Here is an 18,335-nt window from a genome sequence, read left to right as displayed (position 1 = left end):
GGCAAGCCTCGCTCCTACGGATATGAGGCGTACACGCCTTGGCAAACGACACCAACCTTGTAGGAGCGAGGCTTGCCCGCGAAGACGTTCTTTCTCACAACAAAAAACTCTCAGAGACACCCCACCATGAACACCTGCACCACCGGGAAACGCATCGCCCTGATCGGCGAATGCATGATCGAACTGCAACACCGCGCCGACGGCAGCCTGCAACAGAGCTTCGGCGGCGATACCTTGAACACCGCGGTGTACCTGGCCCGTGAACTGGGCGAGGGCGCCCATGTCGACTATGTCACCGCCCTCGGTGACGACAGTTTCAGCGACGCCATGTGCCAGAGCTGGGCCGAGGAAGGCATCGGCCTGGGCATGGTCCAGCGCCTGCCGGGGCGCTTGCCCGGGTTGTACTGTATCCAGACCGACGCCAAGGGCGAGCGGCGCTTTCTTTACTGGCGCAACGAAGCGGCGGTGCGCGACTGTTTCACCACCCCCGCGGCCGAGCCGATCCTCGCGGCGTTGCCGACCTACGCGGTGCTGTATTTCAGCGGCATCACCCTGGCGGTGCTCGGCGAGTTGGGGCGCAAGAAGCTGATCGAGACCTTGGTTGAAGCACGCAAGCGTGGGGCGCAGATCGTCTTCGACAACAACTACCGGCCACGGCTCTGGGCCTCGGTGGAGCAGGCGCAGGCGGCTTATCGCGAGGCGCTGGCCTATGTCGACCTGGCGTTGCTGACGGTGGATGACGAGCAGGCGCTGTTCGGTTATGCCGACAGCCAGGCGGTATTGGCGGCTTACGCGGACACGCCGGAAGTGGTGCTCAAGCGCGGCGCTGAACCTTGCCTGATCCGCTGTGGCGGCGAGTCGTTCGAGGTGCCGGCGCAGCGGGTGGAGCAGGTGGTGGACACCACGGCGGCGGGGGATTCGTTCAGTGCGGCGTATCTGGCGTGTCGACTAAAGGGCGGCAATCCGCAGCAGGCGGCGCAGGCCGGGCATCGCTTGGCGAGCCGGGTGATCCAGGTGCCGGGGGCGTTGATCCCAAGACCCTGAGGCACCCCTGTAGCCGCTGCCGCAGGCTGCGATCGACGGCGCAGCCGGCGCAAGGGTGGTATCCCCGATTTTTCAGATAGGTCGCGTCGCCAGGTTTTGCGGCCCCTGCGGTACCGATCGCAGCCTGCGGCAGCGGCTACAGGGTTGCAGTCGCGACGACGTAGCGGTCACGAGTGGAGACCTCAATCGCGGTAGAACACCTGCACCAGGTGGTAACCGAACTTGCTCTTGATCGGCCCGTGCACGGTGCGCAGGGGCTTTTTGAAGATCACCTGGTCGATGGCCCCGACCATCTGCCCTGGTCGCACTTCACCCAGGTCGCCGCCGCGTTTGCCGGAGGGGCAGGTGGAGTATTTCTTCGCCAGCACGTCGAAGGCTTCGCCCTTGGCGATGCGCTGCTTGAGCTGTTCGGCCTCTTCGGCGGTTTTCACCAGGATGTGGCGGGCTTGGGCTTTCATGGGGCAATTACCTTGGAACGGTGCGGACGGCGGGGGCGGATTATGCCTGAAATCAGCCCTGCCGGCCGATCATCTGACGAATCTTCTGGGCCAGCGCCTCGATGGAAAACGGCTTGGCGATCAGGTCCATGCCGGCGTCGAGAAAGCCCTGGCGCTCGGCGGCCTTTTCCGCGTAACCGGTCATGAACAGCACCTTGAGTTGCGGCCGCTGCTGGCGGGCGATCTCCGCCAGCTGCCGGCCGTTCATGCCCGGCAGGCCGACGTCGGTCACCAGCAGGTCGACGCGCCGCTCGGACTCCAGCAACGGCAAGGCGCTCTTGGCATCCTCGGCTTCGAAGGCGCTGTAGCCCAGTTCGCTCAGCACGTTGAGCACCAGCATGCGCACCGCCGGGTCGTCCTCCACCAGCATCACCGATTCGCCGGCCACCGCGTACGGCGCTTCGACGCTGGCCGGTGCCGGGCTGGCGGTTTGGGCACCGCTGTACAGGCGCGGCAGGTACAGGCGCACGCAGGTGCCCTGGCCCGGTTCGCTGCTGATGGTCAGGTGGCCGCCGGATTGCTGGGCGAAGCCGTAGATCATCGACAGCCCCAGGCCCGTGCCCTGGCCGATGGGTTTGGTGGTGAAGAACGGGTCGAAGGCCTTGGCCAGCACTCGCGGGGTCATGCCGGCGCCGTTGTCGCTGACGCCGAGCATCACGTAGTCGCCGGCCTTGACCGGTTCCAGGGTGCCCAGGTCGCTGCCGTTAAGGTAGCTGTTGGCGGTCTCGATGGTCAGCACGCCGCCGTCGGGCATGGCGTCGCGGGCGTTGATCACCAGGTTGAGCAGGGCGTTTTCCAGCTGGCTGGCGTCGCTGTTGATCGACCAGACGTTGGCGCCCAGGTTCATCTTCAGCTCGATATGCTCGCCCTTGGTGTGGTTGAACAGGTCCTGCAGCGAACGCACCAGCTGGTTCGGTTCCAGCGGCCGGCGGTCCAGCGACTGGCGCCGGGAGAACGCCAGCAGGCGGTGGGTGAGGGCGGCCGCGCGCTTGGCCGAGGACATCGCGGCCTCGGTGAAACGGCCGATTTCCGCGCTGCGGTCGGCGTCGATGTAGCGCTGCATCAGCTCCAGGCTGCCGATGATTCCGGTGAGCATGTTGTTGAAGTCGTGGGCGATGCCGCCGGTGAGCTGGCCCACGGCTTCCATCTTCTGTGCATGGCGCAGGGCGTTTTCGGCGCGTTCGCGTTCGAACATCTCGCTCTGCAGGCGCTGGTTGGCGGCGGCCAGCGCCTGGGTGCGCTCGGCCACCCGTTCTTCCAGGGTTTCGTTGAGGTTGCGCAGGGCTTCCTCGGTCTGTTTGCGCTCGGTCTCGTCGATCACGAAGATGTAGAAACCATTGATCGCGCCGTCGGCGCCGTAGCGTGGCAGGTACTTCATCAGCGCATGCCGCGCGCGCCCGTCGCGGTGCGGCGAGTTGGCTTCGAAGCTGCAGGGTTTGCCGGCCAGGGCGGCGGCGATCTTGTCGGCGCGGGTGGCGTAGATCTCGTCCCCCACCACTTCGCGGATGGTCCGCCCGTACAGCTCCTGCGGGGTCAGGCCGTACCAGTCGAGGTAGGCGCTGTTGTTCAGGCGAAAGCGCTCTTCGTGGTCGACGTAGCCGATCAGTACCGGCATGGCGTTGATGATCAACTGCAATTCGGTCTGGCTCTGGCGCAGCGCCTGTTCCATCTGCTTGCGGTCGGTCAGGTCCAGGGCGGCGCCGAGGAAGCGCACCGGCCGGCCATGGTGATCCTTGTAGCAGCGCCCGCGGGCGAAGACCCAGCGGATCTGCCCGTCGGGCTGTTGCAGGCGGTATTCCTCGGCGTATTCGGTGCCGTGGGTGATGCAGTGCTTGATGCTGCGCGCCACCATGCCGCGGTCTTCCGGGTGCACGCCTTTGAGGTAGTCGCTGATGGGCAGTTGCCCGGCCTGGGCCGGGTCGATGCTGTGCAGCTGGGCGAAGTGGGCGTCGGCGATAAAGCGGTCGTCGCCGATGTCCCAGTCCCAGGTGCCGACCGCGTCGGTCGCCGCCAGCGCCAGTTGCAGGCGCTCTTCGGTTTCGTGCTGGGCCTTGAGGCTGGCCGCCGAGCGCTGCTCCAGTTCCAGGGCGATGCGTCGGCGCTCGTTGGTTTCGATGCTGGTGACCAGGATCCCGGCGACTTCGCCGCTTTCGTCGCGGATCGGGCTGTAGGTCAGGTCCAGCCAGACGTCCGACTCGTGGCCGTGGCGCAGCAGGGTGAAGGGTTTTTCGCTGAAGGTGCGCACCTGGCCTTGCAGCACGGCTTGGTAGATCGGCGCGGTGAAGTCCTGGAGTTCCGGCCAGGTCAGGTGGGTCGACTGGCCGAAGGCGCCAGGGTGCTTGTTGCCGGCCAGCAGGGCGAAACCGTCGTTGTAGATCTGTGTCAGTTGCGCGCCCCACAACAGCAGCATCGGCATCGGCGAGTGGATCACGATGTCCACTGCGGTGCGCAGGCTCTGCGGCCAGTGGTCGACCGCGCCCAGCGGCGTGGCGGCCCAGTCCAGCCGGGCAATCAGGGTTTCGGCTTCGCTGCCGGAGGTGGGGGCGTTCATGTCGGGGGTGTCCTGAGCGTGCATCACGCCGGCATTGTAGCCGCTGCCGCAGGCTGCGATCGACGGCGTAGCCGGCGCAAGGGCGGTTTTCCCGGACCTGGTGGACCGGGTTGCCTGGTTTGAACCGGCCCCTGCGGTGCCGGGCGCAGCCTGCGGCAGCGGCTACAACTGGCACCGCGCCCAGCCCTTGTAGCCGCTGCCGAGCCTGCGAGGCTGCGTAAAGGCCCGCAGGGCCTTCAGCGGTCCTGAGATCGCGCCCCTGCGGGTTGTTCGCAGCCTGTGGCAGCGGCTACAGGGGCAACGATCAGTCGCGCAACTCGGGGCGATCGCGAAACTGCTCCAGCGCCTCGGGGTTGGCCAGGGCGTCGGTGTTTTTCACCGGCAGGCCGTGCACCACGTTGCGCACCGCCAGTTCGACGATCTTGCCGCTGATGGTCCGCGGGATGTCGCTGACCGCGAGGATCTTCGCCGGCACGTGCCTTGGCGTGGTGTTGGCGCGGATGACCTGGCGGATCTGCTCCTGCAGGGCGTCGTCCAGTTGCACGCCGTCCTGCAGGCGCACGAACAGCACCACCCGCACGTCGTTGTCCCATTGCTGACCGATGGCCAGGCTTTCCAGGACCTGCTCAAGTTTCTCCACCTGGCGGTAGATTTCCGCGGTGCCGATGCGCACGCCGCCGGGGTTGAGCACGGCGTCCGAGCGGCCGTGAATCAGCCAGCTGCCATGGGCCAGTTGCTCGGCGTAGTCGCCCTGGGCCCAGACCCCGGGGAACTGGCTGAAGTAGGAGGCGCGCAGCTTCTCGTGCCGCGGGTCGTGCCACAGGCCGATGGGCATGGCCGGGAAATGCCGGGTGCAGACCAGTTCGCCCTTTTCGCCGACCACCGCCTGGCCCTGGTCGTTCCACACCTCGACCGCCATGCCCAGGCCCTTGCCCTGCATTTCGCCGCGGTGCACCGGCAACAGCGGGTTGCCGATGATGAAGCAGGAAATGATATCGGTGCCGCCGGACATCGAGGCCAGGCACAGGTCCTGTTTGAACGCGCGGTACACGTAGTCGAAGCTCTGCGGCGACAGCGGCGAGCCGGTACTGAGCAGGGTCTTGAGGCTGGCCAGGGAATGGCTCTGGCGCGGCTGGATGCCGGCCTTTTCCAGGGCCACCAGGTACTTGGGGCTGGTGCCGAAAACGTTGATGCCTTCCTGGTCGATCAGGTCGATCAAGTGTTCGGGCGCCGGGTGGAACGGCGAGCCGTCGTACAGCAGCACCGTGGCGCCCACCGCCAGGGCGGAGACCAGCCAGTTCCACATCATCCAGCCGCAGGTGGTGTAGTAGAACAGCACTTCGCCGGCGCGCAGGTCGGAGTGCAGGCCGTGCTCCTTGAGGTGCTGCAACAGCACGCCGCCGGTGCTGTGGATGATGCACTTGGGCACGCCGGTGGTGCCGCTGGAATAGAGGATGTACAGCGGATGGGCGAAGGGCACGGCGACGAACGCCGGCTCGCCGCCGGGGCGGTAGAAGTCGTCCCACAGCGCGACGCTGGCCGAGGTGCGAAAGTCTTCGGCGCGGGCTTCGGGCCGCGCGTACGGCACGATGATCAGCTGTTGCAGGGACGGCAGGCGTTCGAGGATCTCGTTGACCTTGGCCGTCTGGTCGATCTGTTTGCCGGCGTAGCGGTAGCCGGCGCAGGTGATCAGCACCTTGGGTTCGATCTGGCCGAAACGGTCGATCACCCCCTGGGTGCCGAAGTCTGGCGAGGAGCTGGACCAGACGGCCCCGAGGCTGGCGGTGGCGAGCATACCCACCAGGGTCTGCCAGGTGTTGGGCATGCAGGCCGCGACCCGGTCGCCAAGGCTGACGCCGGCGGCCCGCAGGCTCTGTTGCAGGCCGGCGACATGGGCCGCCAGCTGGTTGTAGGTCAGCTGTTCGCGCTGGCCGTTCTCGTTGATCGCGATTACCGCGACACCGTCGTCACGCCGCTTGAGCAGGTGCTCGGCGAAGTTCAGGGTGGCGTCGGGGAACCACTGGGCGGCGGGCATGTTGCGGCCTTCGATCAGCACCGCGCTGGGGGACGCATGGAACTCGACGTCGAAGAAGTCGACGATGGCCTGCCAGAAGTCCTCGCGCCGCTCGATGCTCCATTGGTGCAGGGCGGGGTAGCCGTCGAGGTCCAGGTCGTGACGGTGATTGATCAAGCGCCGGAAGGCTTCCATGCGGGTCTTGCTGATGCGCTCGGCACTGGGTTGCCAGAGTAATTCGGACATGGGTGGCCTCTTGTTTTTCTAATGCACACAAAGCGATTTTCAAACGCCCTGTAGCCGCTGCCGCAGGCTGCGATCGACCGGAACGGTCGTGGCGATATCACTGGCGCTGAAAGACCCTTCGGGTCTTATCGCAGCCTGCGGCAGCGGCTACAACGGCTTACTGCGCCAACCAGCCGCCATCGATATTCCACGCCGCGCCACGCACCTGGCTGCCGGCCTCACTGCACAAGAATAGGACCAACTCGCCCAGCTGCGAAGGCGTGACGAACTCCAGGGATGGCTGTTTTTCCGCCAGCAGGTCGTGCTGCGCCTGTTGCGGATCGACCCCCGCGGCGATGCGGTCGTCGATCTGCTTTTGCACCAGCGGGGTCAGGACCCAGCCCGGGCAGATGGCGTTGCAGGTGACGTTGCTGGTGGCGGTCTCCAAGCCGACCACCTTGGTCAGGCCGATCACCCCGTGCTTGGCCGCCACATAGGCGGCCTTGCCCACCGAGCCGACCTGGCCATGCACCGAGGCGATGTTGACGATCCGCCCCCAGCCCTTGGCGCGCATGCCCGGCAGGCTCAGGCGGGTGCTGTGGAACACCGACGACAGGTTGATGGCGATGATCGAGTCCCAGCGCTCCACCGGGAATTCCTCGACCGCCGCCACATGCTGGATGCCGGCGTTGTTGACCAGGATGTCGACGCCGCCGAACTCGCGCTCGGCGTAGGCCAGCATGTCGGCGATCTGCGCCGGGTCGCTGACGTCGGCCGGGTGATGGCCGACCTTGCCGCCGTGGTCTTTATTGAGGCGCGCGACCTCGGCGAGCACCGTCGAGGCATCGCCGAAGCCGTTGAGGATCAGGTTGGCGCCGGCCCTGGCCAGGCTCAGGGCTATCCCCAGGCCAATGCCGCTGGTGGAGCCGGTGACGAGGGCGGTCTTGCCCGCAAGATTGCTCATGAATACCTCACACAATGCCGGTGGCGTAGAAAGTGGCGATCACGACGAAGACGGCCAGGGTCTTGATCAGCGTAATGCAGAAAATGTCCTTGTAGGCTTGGCGGTGGGTCAGCCCGGTGACCGCCAGCAGGGTGATCACCGCGCCGTTGTGCGGCAGGGTGTCCATGCCGCCGCTGGCCATGGCAGCCACGCGGTGCAGCACTTCCAGCGGGATGTTGGCGGCGTGGGCGGCGCTGATGAAGGTCTCCGACATGGCCGCCAGGGCGATGCTCATGCCGCCCGAGGCGGAGCCGGTGATGCCGGCCAGCAGGGTCACGGTGATGGCCTCGTTGACCAGCGGGTTGGGGATGCTTTTCAGCCAGTCCGACAGCACCAGGAAACCCGGCAAGGAGGCGATCACCGCGCCGAAACCGTATTCCGAGGCGGTGTTCATCGCCGCCAGCAGGGCGCCGCTGACCGCGCTCTTGCTGCCCTCGGCGAGCCTGCCGCGAATGGCCGAGAAGCCGAACACCAGGACCATAATGATGCCCACCAGCAAGGCGGCCTGGACCGCCCAGATGGCGGTGAGCTTGGCGACGTCGGTCTGCACCGGGGCGGCCATGCCGGCCAGGGCCAGGCTGTGGGTCTTGCCGTACCACTGGGGAATCCAGTGGGTGAACAGCAGGTTCATCAGGCCCACCAGCAGCAGCGGCGACAGGGCGATCCAGGGGTTGGGCAGCTGGATGTCGGCGGCGGTTTCCGGCTCGTTGCGCAGGTCGCTGCCGTAGCCTTCACCGGCCTTGTGCGCCTTGTTGCGCTGGTGCTGGAGAAACAGCATGCCGGCGCAGAACACGAAAATGGTGCCGATCACCCCCAGCCAGGGCGCAGCCCAGGCGGTGGTGTTGAAGAAGGTGCTGGGGATGATGTTCTGGATCTGCGGGGTGCCAGGCAGGGCGTCCATGGTGAAGGAGAACGCGCCGAGGGCGATGGTCGCCGGGATCAGGCGCTTGGGGATATTGCTCTGGCGGAACATCTCCGCGGCGAACGGGTAGACCGCGAACACCACCACGAACAGCGACACGCCGCCGTAGGTCAGCAGGGCGCAGACCAGCACGATCACCAGCATCGCCTGGCGGGTGCCGAGCAGGCGGATGGCCGCCGCGACGATGGAGCGGGAGAAGCCCGACAGCTCGATCAGCTTGCCGAACACCGCGCCGAGCAGGAACACCGGGAAGTAGAGTTTGATGAAGCCGACCATCTTCTCCATGAACACGCCGGTGAAGGCGGGCGCCACGGCGGACGGGTCGGTGAGCAGGACGGCGCCGAGGGCGGCGATGGGGGCAAAGAGGATAACGCTGTAGCCACGGTAAGCAGCCAACATCAGCAGCGCGAGGGCTGCTAGGGCAATGATCACACTCATGGTGTGTCTCTCCAGGATTGTTATTTTTGTAGGGTGTTGCGGGTGTGGGAGGGGCTATAGCGAGTTTTGTGCCAGATGATTAAGTATTTGATAAATAAGGATATTTGTATGATTTTTGAGGGGTGGAGTGATGTTTTGTCTCTGTTTTGAGACTTTGGGTGGCTGAAAGGGCGTCATCGCGGGCAAGCCTCGCTCCTACGGAAACACTCCGCGCTTGTGTAGGAGCGGCCGGTCGACGCTCGATTGCCCGCGATCAGCGCGTAGCGCTGGGCCTTTCTCTGTGTGGAGACGTGCGTCTCTTTATTGAGACTCTTCGATCCCCAGCGCCGCCATCTTCTTGTACAGGGTCGAGCGCCCCAGCCCCAGGCGCGCCGCTGCTTGCCCCACCTTGCCGCCACAGTGCGCCAGGGCCGACTCGATCACCTGGCGGTCGAAACGCTCCCGCGCGGCGGCGAAGGTTTCGTCGGGCTGCACTTCGGCGGCCTGGGGGCTGGCCGCGCGCGGCACCGGGCTGAAGGTGCCGATGGCCGCGCGCAGGTCGCCGGCGTTGAGCATCAGGTCGTCGCTGAGCAGGGCGGCGCGTTCCAGCACGTTGCGCAGTTCGCGGATATTGCCCGGCCAGGCGTGCTGGCCGAGCAGGGCCAGGGCATCGGGGGCCAGTTCGTGCTGGCTGCGCAGTTCTTCGAGGATGGCTTCGCTGAGGGCCGGCAGGTCGTCCAGGCGTTCGCGCAGCGGCGGCACCTGGATCGGCAGCACATTGAGGCGGTAATACAGGTCGGCGCGGAATTCGCCGCGCTTGATCGCCGCTTCCAGGTCGGTGGAGGTGGCGGCGATCACCCGCACGTCGCTCTGGATCACCTCGTTGGAGCCCACTGGCTCGAACTCTTTCTCTTGCAGCACCCGCAGCAGCTTGCTTTGCAGCGGCAGGGGCATGTCGCCGATCTCGTCGAGAAACAGCGTGCCGCCCTGGGCGATCTGCAGCTTACCGGCGCGACCCTTGCGGTCGGCGCCGGTGAAGGCGCCGGGGGCGGTGCCGAAGAACTCGGCCTCCAGCAAGGCCTCGGGAATCGCCGCGCTGTTGATGCTGACGAAGGCCTTGTGCGCCCGTGGCGACGCGGCGTGGATGGCCTGGGCCAGCAGCTCCTTGCCGGTGCCGGTCTCGCCTTGCAGCAGCACCGGCGAGTCGGCGCTGGCGCTGCGCCGGGCACGGCGTTTGACTTCCAGGCTGGCGGCGCTGGTGCCGATGAAGTGGGCGAAGTTGTATTTGGCCTGCCGTGCCCGCAGCAGCGAGCGGGTCGAGGCCAGCTCTTCCTGCATGCTCAGGTAGCGCTTGAGCATCGGCGACAGGCTGCGCAGCTCGTCGAACAGGGCAAAGCCGATGGCGCCGATCACCGCCCCGGCGTCGTCGTGGATCGGCAGGCGCATCACCACCAGCGGGTCCTTGGGGGTGTCCTGCATGTCCAGCAGGATCGGCCGCCCGGTGCGCACCACTTCGCGCAACAGGCTGCCGGGGATCACGCTTTCGCAGGCCTTGCCGATGGCGAACGCCGCCGACTCCAGGCCGAAGCGCCGGGCGTAGCGCTCGTTCATCCAGACGATATTGGCGTCGCGGTCGACGATCACCGTGCCCTCGCTGGATTGCTCGATGATCTCGAACAGCGAACGGATCGCCAGTTGGCGGACCCGCTGGTAATCCTTGAGGCTTTCGGTGTCGTTCATGGGGGAGGTCCTGAAGGGAGCGCGCGCAGATTATGCCGGGAATCTTCACGGTGACGCGACCATCAGGGTTGACGCTATCCCTGTAGCCGCTGCCGCAGGCTGCGAAAGGTCCGAAGGACCTCCGGCGGCCTCCAGACCCTGCGCCCGCTTCGCGGTCGATCGCAGGCTTCGCCAGCGGCTACAGAGTGGTGCTTCTGTAGGAGTGAGGCTTGCCTGCGGTGGGTTCGGCGCGGTGGGCCTGCAATACCGCGGTGCTTGCATCGCGAGCAAGCTCGCTCCTACAGGGGAATGAGGGTTCAGGCGGGGTGGGCGGCGGCCAGCAGTTCCTGGGTGTAGGGATGTTGCGGCGCGTCGAACACTTCGTGGCTGGGGCCGCGTTCGACCACCTTGCCATCCTTGATCACGATCATGTCGTGGGCCAGGGCACGCACCACCGCCAGGTCGTGGCTGATAAACAGGTAGGTCAGGCCGTGGCGTTCCTGGAGCTGGCGCAACAGCGCCACCACCTGTTTCTGCACCGTGCGGTCGAGGGCCGAGGTCGGTTCGTCCAGCAAAATCAGCGCCGGCTTGAGCACCAGGGCCCGGGCAATGGCGATGCGCTGGCGCTGGCCACCGGAAAACTCGTGGGGGTAGCGATGGCGGCTGGCCGGGTCCAGGCCGACTTCTTCCAGCACCTGGATCACCTGCTGCTCGCACTGCTGGGCGGTGGACTGGCTGTGCACTTCCAGGCCTTCGCTGATGATCTGCGCCACCGACATCCGCGGGCTGAGGCTGCCGAACGGGTCCTGGAACACCACCTGCATCTGCTTGCGCCACGGCCGCAGCTGCTTCTGGTTGAGGCCGTCGAGGGCCTCGCCCTGGAAGCGGATGCTGCCTTCGGAGTCCAGCAGGCGCAGGATCGCCTGGCCGAGGGTCGACTTGCCGGAGCCGGACTCACCGACGATGCCCAGGGTCTTGCCCCGTTGCAGGCTCAGGCTGATACCGTCCACCGCCCGCAGGTATTGCTTGCGGCGGAACAGCCCGCCGCCGATCTGGAACTGCACGTTGAGGTCATCCACCTGCAACACCACTTCGCGCTCGTCCCGGGGCAGGGCTTCGCCTTCCGGCTCGGCATTGAGCAGCACGCGGCTGTAGGGGTGCTGGGGCGCGCTGAACAGGGTTTCGCACGGCGCCTGCTCGACAATCTGCCCGGCCTTCATCACGCAGACGCGCTGGGCGATGCTGCGCACCAGGTTGAGGTCGTGGCTGATCAGTAGCAGCGACATGCCCAGGCGCTGTTGCAGGGATTTGAGCAGCAACAGGATCTTGCGCTGCACCGTCACGTCGAGGGCGGTGGTCGGTTCGTCGGCGATCAGCAGTTCCGGCTCGCAGGCCAGGGCCATGGCGATCATCACCCGCTGGCGCTGGCCGCCGGAAAGCTGGTGCGGGTAGGCCTTGAGCCGTTCCTCGGGTTTCTGGATGCCCACCAGGCGCAGCAGCTCGAGGATCCGCGCCTGGGCCGCCTTGCCGCCCAGGCCCTTGTGCAGCAGCAGGGTTTCGCCGATCTGCTTTTCGATGCTGTGCAGCGGGTTCAGCGAAGTCATCGGCTCCTGGAAGATCATGGCGATGCGGTCGCCACGCAGCTTCTGCAAGGTCCGTGCTTCGGCACCGAGCAATTCCTGGCCACGGTAGCGGATGCTGCCGCTGCTCTGGGTGTCGCAGTCGGGCAGCAGTTGCAGGATCGAATGGGCGGTCACCGACTTGCCCGACCCCGACTCGCCGACCAGGGCCAGGCACTCGCCGGGGCGGATATCCAGACACAGGTCGCGCACCACTTTCTGACCGTTGAAGGCCACATTGAGGTCGCGGATTTCGATCAGGTTGTCAGTCATTTAACAGTCCGCTTGATTCAGGAGCGTGGATCGAAGGCATCGCGCAGCGCCTCACCGATAAACACCAGCAGCGAGAGGATCAGCGCCAGGGTGAAAAACGCCGTCAGGCCCAGCCAGGGCGCTTGCAGGTTCTGCTTGCCCTGGCCAATCAGCTCGCCCAGGGAGGCGCTGCCGGCGGGCATGCCGAAGCCGAGGAAGTCCAGGGCGGTGAGGGTGGAAATCGCTCCGGTGAGAATGAACGGCAGGTAGCTCAGGGTGGCGTTCATCGCGTTGGGCAGGATGTGCCGCACGATCACCTTGCGGTCGTTGAGGCCCAGGGCCCGGGCGGCCTTGACGTATTCCAGGTTGCGCCCGCGCAGGAACTCGGCGCGCACCACGTCCACCAGGGCCAGCCAGGAGAACAGCGCCATGATCCCCAGCAGCCACCAGAAGTTCGGCTCGACGAAACCGGAAAGGATGATCAGCAGGTACAGCACCGGCAGCCCCGACCAGACTTCCAGCAGGCGCTGGCCCAGCAGGTCGACCCAGCCGCCGTAATAGCCCTGCAGGGCGCCGGCGGCGATGCCGATCAGGGCGCTGATAAAGGTCAGGGCCAGGGCGAACAGGATCGACACCCGGGCGCCGTAGATCACCCGGGCCAGCACGTCACGGGCCTGGTCGTCGGTGCCCAGCCAGTTGACCGCGGTCGGCGGGCTTGGGGCCGGGCGGCTGAGGTCGTAGTTGGGCGTGTCTTCGCTGAACGGGATCGGAGGGAACAGCAGCCAGCCACCGTCTTGGCGGATCAGCTGCTGCACGTAGTCGCTGCGGTAGTCGGCCTGGAACGGCAGTTGCCCGCCGAACTCCTGCTCGGTGTAGCGCTTGAGCACCGGGAAATACAGCGAGCCCTGGTAGCTGACCACCAGCGGTTTGTCGTTGGCGATCAGCTCACCGCCGAGGGTAAGGATGAACAGGCCGATAAACAGCCACAGCGACCACCAGCCACGGCGGTTTTTCTTGAAGCGGTCGAAGCGCCGGCGCGCCAGCGGGGAGAGCTTGAGCATCAGGCGTTCCTCGCGGCGAAGTCGATACGCGGGTCGACCAGGGTGTAGCAGAGGTCGCCGATGAGTTTTATCAGCAGGCCGAACAGGGTGAAGATGAACAGCGAGCCGAACACCACCGGATAGTCCCGCGACACGGCGGCCTCGTAGCTCATGCGGCCGAGGCCGTCGAGGGAGAAGATCACCTCGATCAGCAGGGAGCCGGCGAAGAACACGCTGATAAAGGCCTGGGGAATGCCCGAGACCACCAGCAGCATGGCGTTGCGGAACACATGGCCGTAGAGCACCCGGCGCTCGCTCAGGCCCTTGGCCCGGGCGGTGACCACGTACTGGCGGGTGATCTCGTTGAGGAACGAGTTCTTGGTGAGGATGGTCAGGGTGGCGAAACCGCCGATCACCAGGGAGGTCACCGGCAGCACCAGGTGCCAGAAGTAGTCGACGACCTTGCCCAGGGTGCTCAGTTGCTCGAAGTTCTCCGAGACCAGCCCGCGCACCGGGAACCAGTTCAGCGAGGTGCCGCCGGCGAACATCACGATCAGGAACATGGCGAACAGGAAGGCTGGCATGGCGTAGCCGATGATGATCGCGGTGCTGCTCCAGATATCGAAATGGCTGCCGTGGTGCACCGCCTTGCGGATCCCCAGGGGGATCGACACCAGGTAGGTGATCAGCGTCGCCCAGAGCCCGAGAGAAAGGGTCACCGGCATTTTCTGCAGGATCAGCTCGGTGACCGTGGCGCCGCGGAAGAAGCTCTTGCCGAAGTCCAGCTGCGCGTAGCTCTTGAGCATCAGCCACAGGCGTTCGTGGGCCGGCTTGTCGAAACCGTACTGCTTCTCGATGTCCTTGATCAGCTGCGGGTCGAGGCCACGGCTGGCCCGCGAGTTGCCGCTGACGCCGTCGCTCGAACCGCCGAGGTTGCCGCCACCGCCTATGCCTTGCAGGCGGGCGATGGCCTGTTCCACCGGGCCGCCGGGGGCGGCCTGGACGATGGCGAAGTTGACCAGCAGGATGATCAGCAGGGTCGGGATGATCAGCAGCAGGCGCCGCAGGATATACGCCAGCATCAGTGCGGTCCTCCGGGCTTGCCGCGCTGGACGCGCTCGGCAGCCATTTGCTCGTTGGTCAGGGGCGTGCGGCTCATTTCCCACCAGCTTTCGATGGCTTCGTCATTGCTGGCGGGAATGGCCGGCATGCCGAAGCGGTTCCACCACACGGTGGAGGTGCCCGGCGGGTAGTAGTTGGGGATCCAGTAGTAATTCCATTGCAGCACCCGGTCCAGGGCGTGGGCGTAACTCAGCATCTGTGGCTGGCTGGTGGCCTTGACCAGGCCGCTGATCAGGCTGTCCACCGCCGGGTTCTTCAGCACCATCAGGTTGCTGGAGCCAGGGTCGTTGGCCGCCGCCGAGCCGAAGTAGTTGTACAGCTCCAGTCCCGGCGAGGTGGTCACCGGGTAGCCGGTGACGATCATGTCGTAGTCGCGGGCCATCAGCCGGTTGACGTACTGCGAGGCGTCGATGCGGCGGATTTCCAGGGTGATGCCGATCTGCGCCAGGTTGCGCTTGTAGGGCAACAGCAGGCGTTCGATGCCGTTCTGGCTGTTGAGGAAGGTGAAGCGCAGCGGCTCGCCGTCGGCGTTGACCAGCTGGTCGCCGTCGGGTTTCCAGCCGGCCGCTTCGAGCAGGGCCAGGGCTTGCAGCTGTTTATCGCGGATCAGGCCGCTGCCGTCGGTTTTCGGCGCCTCGAAGACCTGGCTGAAGACTTCGTCGGGAACCTGCCCGCGCAGTGGTTCGAGGATCTTCAGTTCTTCGGCATCCGGCAGCGCCCGCGCGGCCAGGGCGCTGTTGGAGAAGAAGCTCTGCTGGCGGATGTACAGGTCGCGCATCATCTGCCGGTTGCTCCACTCGAAGTCCCAGAGCATGGCCAGGGCCTGGCGCACGCGGCGGTCCTGGAACATCGGCTTTTGCAGGTTGAACACGAAGCCCTGGGCCGGTTGCGGCGCCTGCTTGGCCAGGTGGGCCTTTTGCAGGCGGCCATCGCTCAGGGCCGGGCTGTCGTAACCGATGGAGAAACCGGTGGCGGAGAACTCGCGGTTGTAATCGTAGGCGCCGCCGCGCAGCACTTGGCGGGCGACGTCGGTGTCGCCGAAGTACTCGATGCTGAAGCGGTCGAAGTTGTACAGGCCGCGGCTGACCGGCAGGTCCTTGCCCCACCAGTCGGCATCGCGGGTGAAGGTAATGCTGTTGCCGTTATCGACCTTGCTCACCTTGTACGGGCCGCTGCCCAGGGGCGCTTCGTAACCACCGCCGCCGGCGAAGTCGCGACTCTTCCACCAGTGCTCGGGCAGTACCGGCAGGGTCGCGATATCCAGGGGCAGGGTGCGGTTTTCATTGCTCTTGAAGTCGAAGCGGATCACCCGCGGCGACTCGACTTCGACGTCCTTGACGTCGGCGAACTGGGTGCGATAACGCAGACTGCCCTGGGTCATCAGCAGGTTGTAGGTGTAGCGCACGTCTTCGGCGGTGATCGGCTGGCCGTCGGCGAAGCGCGCCTTGGGGTTGAGGTAGAAACGCAGCCACAGGCCGTCGTCGGCGCGCTCCATCTTTTGTGCCACCAGGCCGTACACGGTGTAGGGCTCGTCCAGCGAGCGCTGGGCCAGGGGCGAGTAGATATAGCCGTCGAGTTGCGAGACGCCGATGCCTTTGTCGATGTAGGGCAACACATGGTCGAAGCGGCCGATCTCGATGGCCGAGCGGCGCATGCTCCCGCCCTTGGGCGCCTGGGGGTTGGTGTAGGCGAAGTGGCTGAAGCCGGCGGGGTACTTGGCCGGTTCGCCATAGACGGTCAAGGCGTGTTGCGGTGCGGCGTCGGCACTCGCGGTGCCCAGCAGCAGGGCCAGGGCGGTGAAGATCAGGGAGGGGAAAAGCAGTCGCATTGTCAGCCTTAAGAGCCGGGTGATCGATGATCACGATTTGTACGCTACCGGCGCGCTGCTGACCAGCGCGGGCCGTAGCCCAAACACAACGGCCCACCAAAGGGCGGGCCGTCGTTCACGCAAATCGCGACAGGATCAGTCCTGGCGGCTGGTCACTTCCAGCAGGTGATAACCGAACTGGGTTTTCACCGGGCCTTGCACGACGTTGACCGGGGCGCTGAACACCACGGTGTCGAATTCCTTGACCATCTGGCCTGGGCCGAACGAGCCGAGGTTGCCGCCGTCACGGCTGGATGGGCAAGTGGAGTTCTTCTTGGCGACTTCGGCGAAGTCGGCGCCGGCTTCGATTTCGGCTTTCAGTTCGTTGCACTTGGCTTCGCTGGCAACGAGGATGTGACGGGCAGTGGCTTTGGCCATGGGGAGTTGCTCCTTTCAAGAAAGTGGTGAGCCTACCGGATTGTGTAGCCTAATTCTCGTCAAAGTTCCGTCAAAGCATTGCAGCAAAGGATGGCCGGCAGCTCCACCTGTAGCCGCTGCCGAGCCCTGGCGAGGCTGCGATCGACCGCCCGGCGGTCGCCTGGCCGGACGAGCGCGCAGCCCAGGTATGCCGCATCCTCAGGTTTACGGGGCTGTGCCCCGATCGCAGCCTGCGGCAGCGGCTACAGGCCCAGTTCCCGCCCGCGATATAGGCGATGCGAAAGGTCAGTTACACCTCGTTATCGTTCATCGCGGGCAAGCCTCGCTCCTACAGGGGCGGGATCAGGCGGAAGCCGGAATGGCTTGCCGACTGTTGCGCAGTTGCCGGGCGGCATTGCGCAGCAGCTGCTCGGTGGCGTCCCAGCCCAGGCAACCGTCCGTCACCGAAACCCCGTAGCGCAGGGTCGGGCTCAGGGGTTGGCAACCCTCGAACAGATGGCTCTCCAGCATCACCCCGACCAGGGACGAATCGCCCTGCAGGCGCTGTTCCAGGACCTCGCCGAACACCGCCGGTTGGCGTAACGGGTCCTTGCCGCTGTTGGCATGGCTGCAATCGACCATGATCCGCGCCGGGATCTTCAGTTTCTGCAGGTCGTGCTGGACCTGGGCCACGCTCTGGCGATCGTAGTTCGGGCCGCGATGGCCGCCACGCAGCACCAGGTGAGTGTCGGGGTTGCCCGGGGTCTGGATCACCGCCGGATGGCCCTGGCTGTCGACGCCGAAGTGGCGGTGCGGGTGCGCTGCCGAGCGCATGGCGTCGCAGGCGATGCCGACGCCGCCGTCGGTGCCGTTTTTGAAGCCCACGGGCATGCCCAGGCCGCTGGCCATTTCCCGGTGGATCTGCGATTCGGTGGTGCGCGCGCCGATGGCGACCCAGCTCAGCAGGTCGTCGAAGTAGCCTGCGGCCATGGGTTGCAGCAGCTCGGTGGCGATCGGCAGGCCCAGGCGGAGGATTTCGCGCATCAGTTCGCGGGACAGGGTCAGGCCGCCGGCCATGTCGTCGCTGCCATCCAGGCGCGGGTCGTAGGCCAGGCCTTTCCAGCCGACGGTGGTGCGCGGTTTTTCGACGTAGGCGCGCATCACCAGCAGCAGGTCGTCGCTGACCTCGGCGGCCAGGCGGGCAAGGTTGCCGGCGTATTCCAGGGCGGACTGGGGATCGTGGATCGAGCAGGGGCCGACGACGACCAGCAAACGGGAGTCTTCACCGTTGAGGATGGCGCGCACTGCCTGGCGATGGGCGGCGACTTGCTGGCCGAGGGCCGGGCTGAGCGGCAGTTGCTGCTTGAGCTCCAGCGAGCTGGGCAGGCGCTGGCTCAGGGTTTCGTTGGCGCAGTTGCGGGTGGACAGCGGCAGAGCGGAGACGGACGAGTTCATGTTCAAGGCTTCCTGGGCAGGCGGCGGGTAGTGTCCCGCGCGCGGCCCTACTGGGGTGTTCGACAATTGGCCGGATTGGCTGTGCAGGTGTGTTTGCCACCAGTAGGTGACCGATCGGAGGCGGCAGGCTGTCCCGAACGGAGGCTGCTAAATCGCCAGGTGGTGCAAGTGTCGTAACGGTAATAGGTGGCGTAGTTCATGGTTTCAATCCTCGGTAAGTTCGGTGTGTTG

At 65.8% G+C, this 18,335-nt stretch carries 13 protein-coding genes; 1 reads left to right on the top strand and 12 read right to left on the bottom strand.

Annotation, left to right across the window (positions count from 1 at the left end):
• The first annotated feature begins 126 nt into the window (after positions 1–126).
• Entirely contained in the window at positions 127–1,044 is a 918-nt protein-coding gene (locus tag CXQ81_RS20415) for a sugar kinase (RefSeq protein ID WP_101338373.1), read from the top strand.
• A gap of 182 nt (positions 1,045–1,226) precedes the next feature.
• Here the strand turns inward: CXQ81_RS20415 and CXQ81_RS20410 are convergent, their stop codons facing one another.
• The 12 genes from CXQ81_RS20410 to CXQ81_RS20355 form a co-directional block, all read right to left on the bottom strand.
• Entirely contained in the window at positions 1,227–1,502 is a 276-nt protein-coding gene (locus tag CXQ81_RS20410; RefSeq protein ID WP_007932676.1) for a peptidylprolyl isomerase, read from the bottom strand.
• 52 nt (positions 1,503–1,554) lie between these two features.
• Positions 1,555–4,092 carry a PAS domain-containing sensor histidine kinase gene (locus CXQ81_RS20405; RefSeq protein WP_101338372.1) on the bottom strand — a complete coding sequence of 846 codons (2,538 nt, stop codon included), beginning with the start codon at positions 4,090–4,092 and terminating at the stop codon, positions 1,555–1,557.
• A 304-nt stretch (positions 4,093–4,396) separates the two neighbouring features.
• Positions 4,397–6,352, bottom strand: a complete 1,956-nt coding sequence (locus CXQ81_RS20400; RefSeq protein ID WP_101338371.1) for an acetoacetate--CoA ligase — start codon at positions 6,350–6,352, stop codon at positions 4,397–4,399.
• A 157-nt stretch (positions 6,353–6,509) separates the two neighbouring features.
• A complete protein-coding gene (gene hbdH / locus CXQ81_RS20395; protein ID WP_101338370.1) occupies positions 6,510–7,295 on the bottom strand; it encodes a 3-hydroxybutyrate dehydrogenase in 786 nt (261 codons plus the stop codon).
• Between the two features lie 7 nt (positions 7,296–7,302).
• Positions 7,303–8,694, bottom strand: a complete 1,392-nt coding sequence (locus tag CXQ81_RS20390) for a GntP family permease (RefSeq protein WP_101338369.1) — start codon at positions 8,692–8,694, stop codon at positions 7,303–7,305.
• A gap of 300 nt (positions 8,695–8,994) precedes the next feature.
• Entirely contained in the window at positions 8,995–10,413 is a 1,419-nt protein-coding gene (locus tag CXQ81_RS20385; RefSeq protein ID WP_101338368.1) for a sigma-54-dependent Fis family transcriptional regulator, read from the bottom strand.
• Between the two features lie 296 nt (positions 10,414–10,709).
• A complete protein-coding gene (locus CXQ81_RS20380; protein WP_007924455.1) occupies positions 10,710–12,284 on the bottom strand; it encodes an ABC transporter ATP-binding protein in 1,575 nt (524 codons plus the stop codon).
• Between the two features lie 17 nt (positions 12,285–12,301).
• The gene (locus tag CXQ81_RS20375) at positions 12,302–13,324 is read right to left on the bottom strand and encodes an ABC transporter permease (RefSeq protein ID WP_101338367.1); all 1,023 of its coding nucleotides are present in this window, start codon (positions 13,322–13,324) and stop codon (positions 12,302–12,304) included.
• On the bottom strand, positions 13,324–14,385 hold the full coding sequence (locus CXQ81_RS20370; RefSeq protein WP_101338366.1) for a microcin C ABC transporter permease YejB: 1,062 nt from the start codon (positions 14,383–14,385) through the stop codon (positions 13,324–13,326). Before CXQ81_RS20370 ends, CXQ81_RS20375 begins: the two co-directional genes overlap by 1 nt.
• Positions 14,385–16,253: an extracellular solute-binding protein gene (locus CXQ81_RS20365; protein WP_101338365.1), complete on the bottom strand. Its 1,869-nt coding sequence runs from the start codon at positions 16,251–16,253 to the stop codon at positions 14,385–14,387. The genes CXQ81_RS20370 and CXQ81_RS20365 overlap by 1 nt, the downstream gene beginning before the upstream one ends.
• A gap of 135 nt (positions 16,254–16,388) precedes the next feature.
• Positions 16,389–16,670: a peptidylprolyl isomerase gene (locus CXQ81_RS20360; RefSeq protein WP_007924449.1), complete on the bottom strand. Its 282-nt coding sequence runs from the start codon at positions 16,668–16,670 to the stop codon at positions 16,389–16,391.
• Positions 16,671–17,012: 342 nt separating this feature from the next.
• Complete coding sequence (locus CXQ81_RS20355; RefSeq protein ID WP_101338364.1) at positions 17,013–18,104, bottom strand: 3-deoxy-7-phosphoheptulonate synthase; 1,092 nt, start codon at positions 18,102–18,104, stop codon at positions 17,013–17,015.
• Positions 18,105–18,335 lie beyond the last annotated feature (231 nt).

It is taken from the genome of Pseudomonas sp. 09C 129 (assembly GCF_002843625.1).
GTDB classification, from domain to species: Bacteria; Pseudomonadota; Gammaproteobacteria; order Pseudomonadales; family Pseudomonadaceae; genus Aquipseudomonas; species Aquipseudomonas chlororaphis.
Note: the sequence above shows the minus strand (reverse complement) of the source record. Positions and strands in the feature narration are given on the sequence as shown.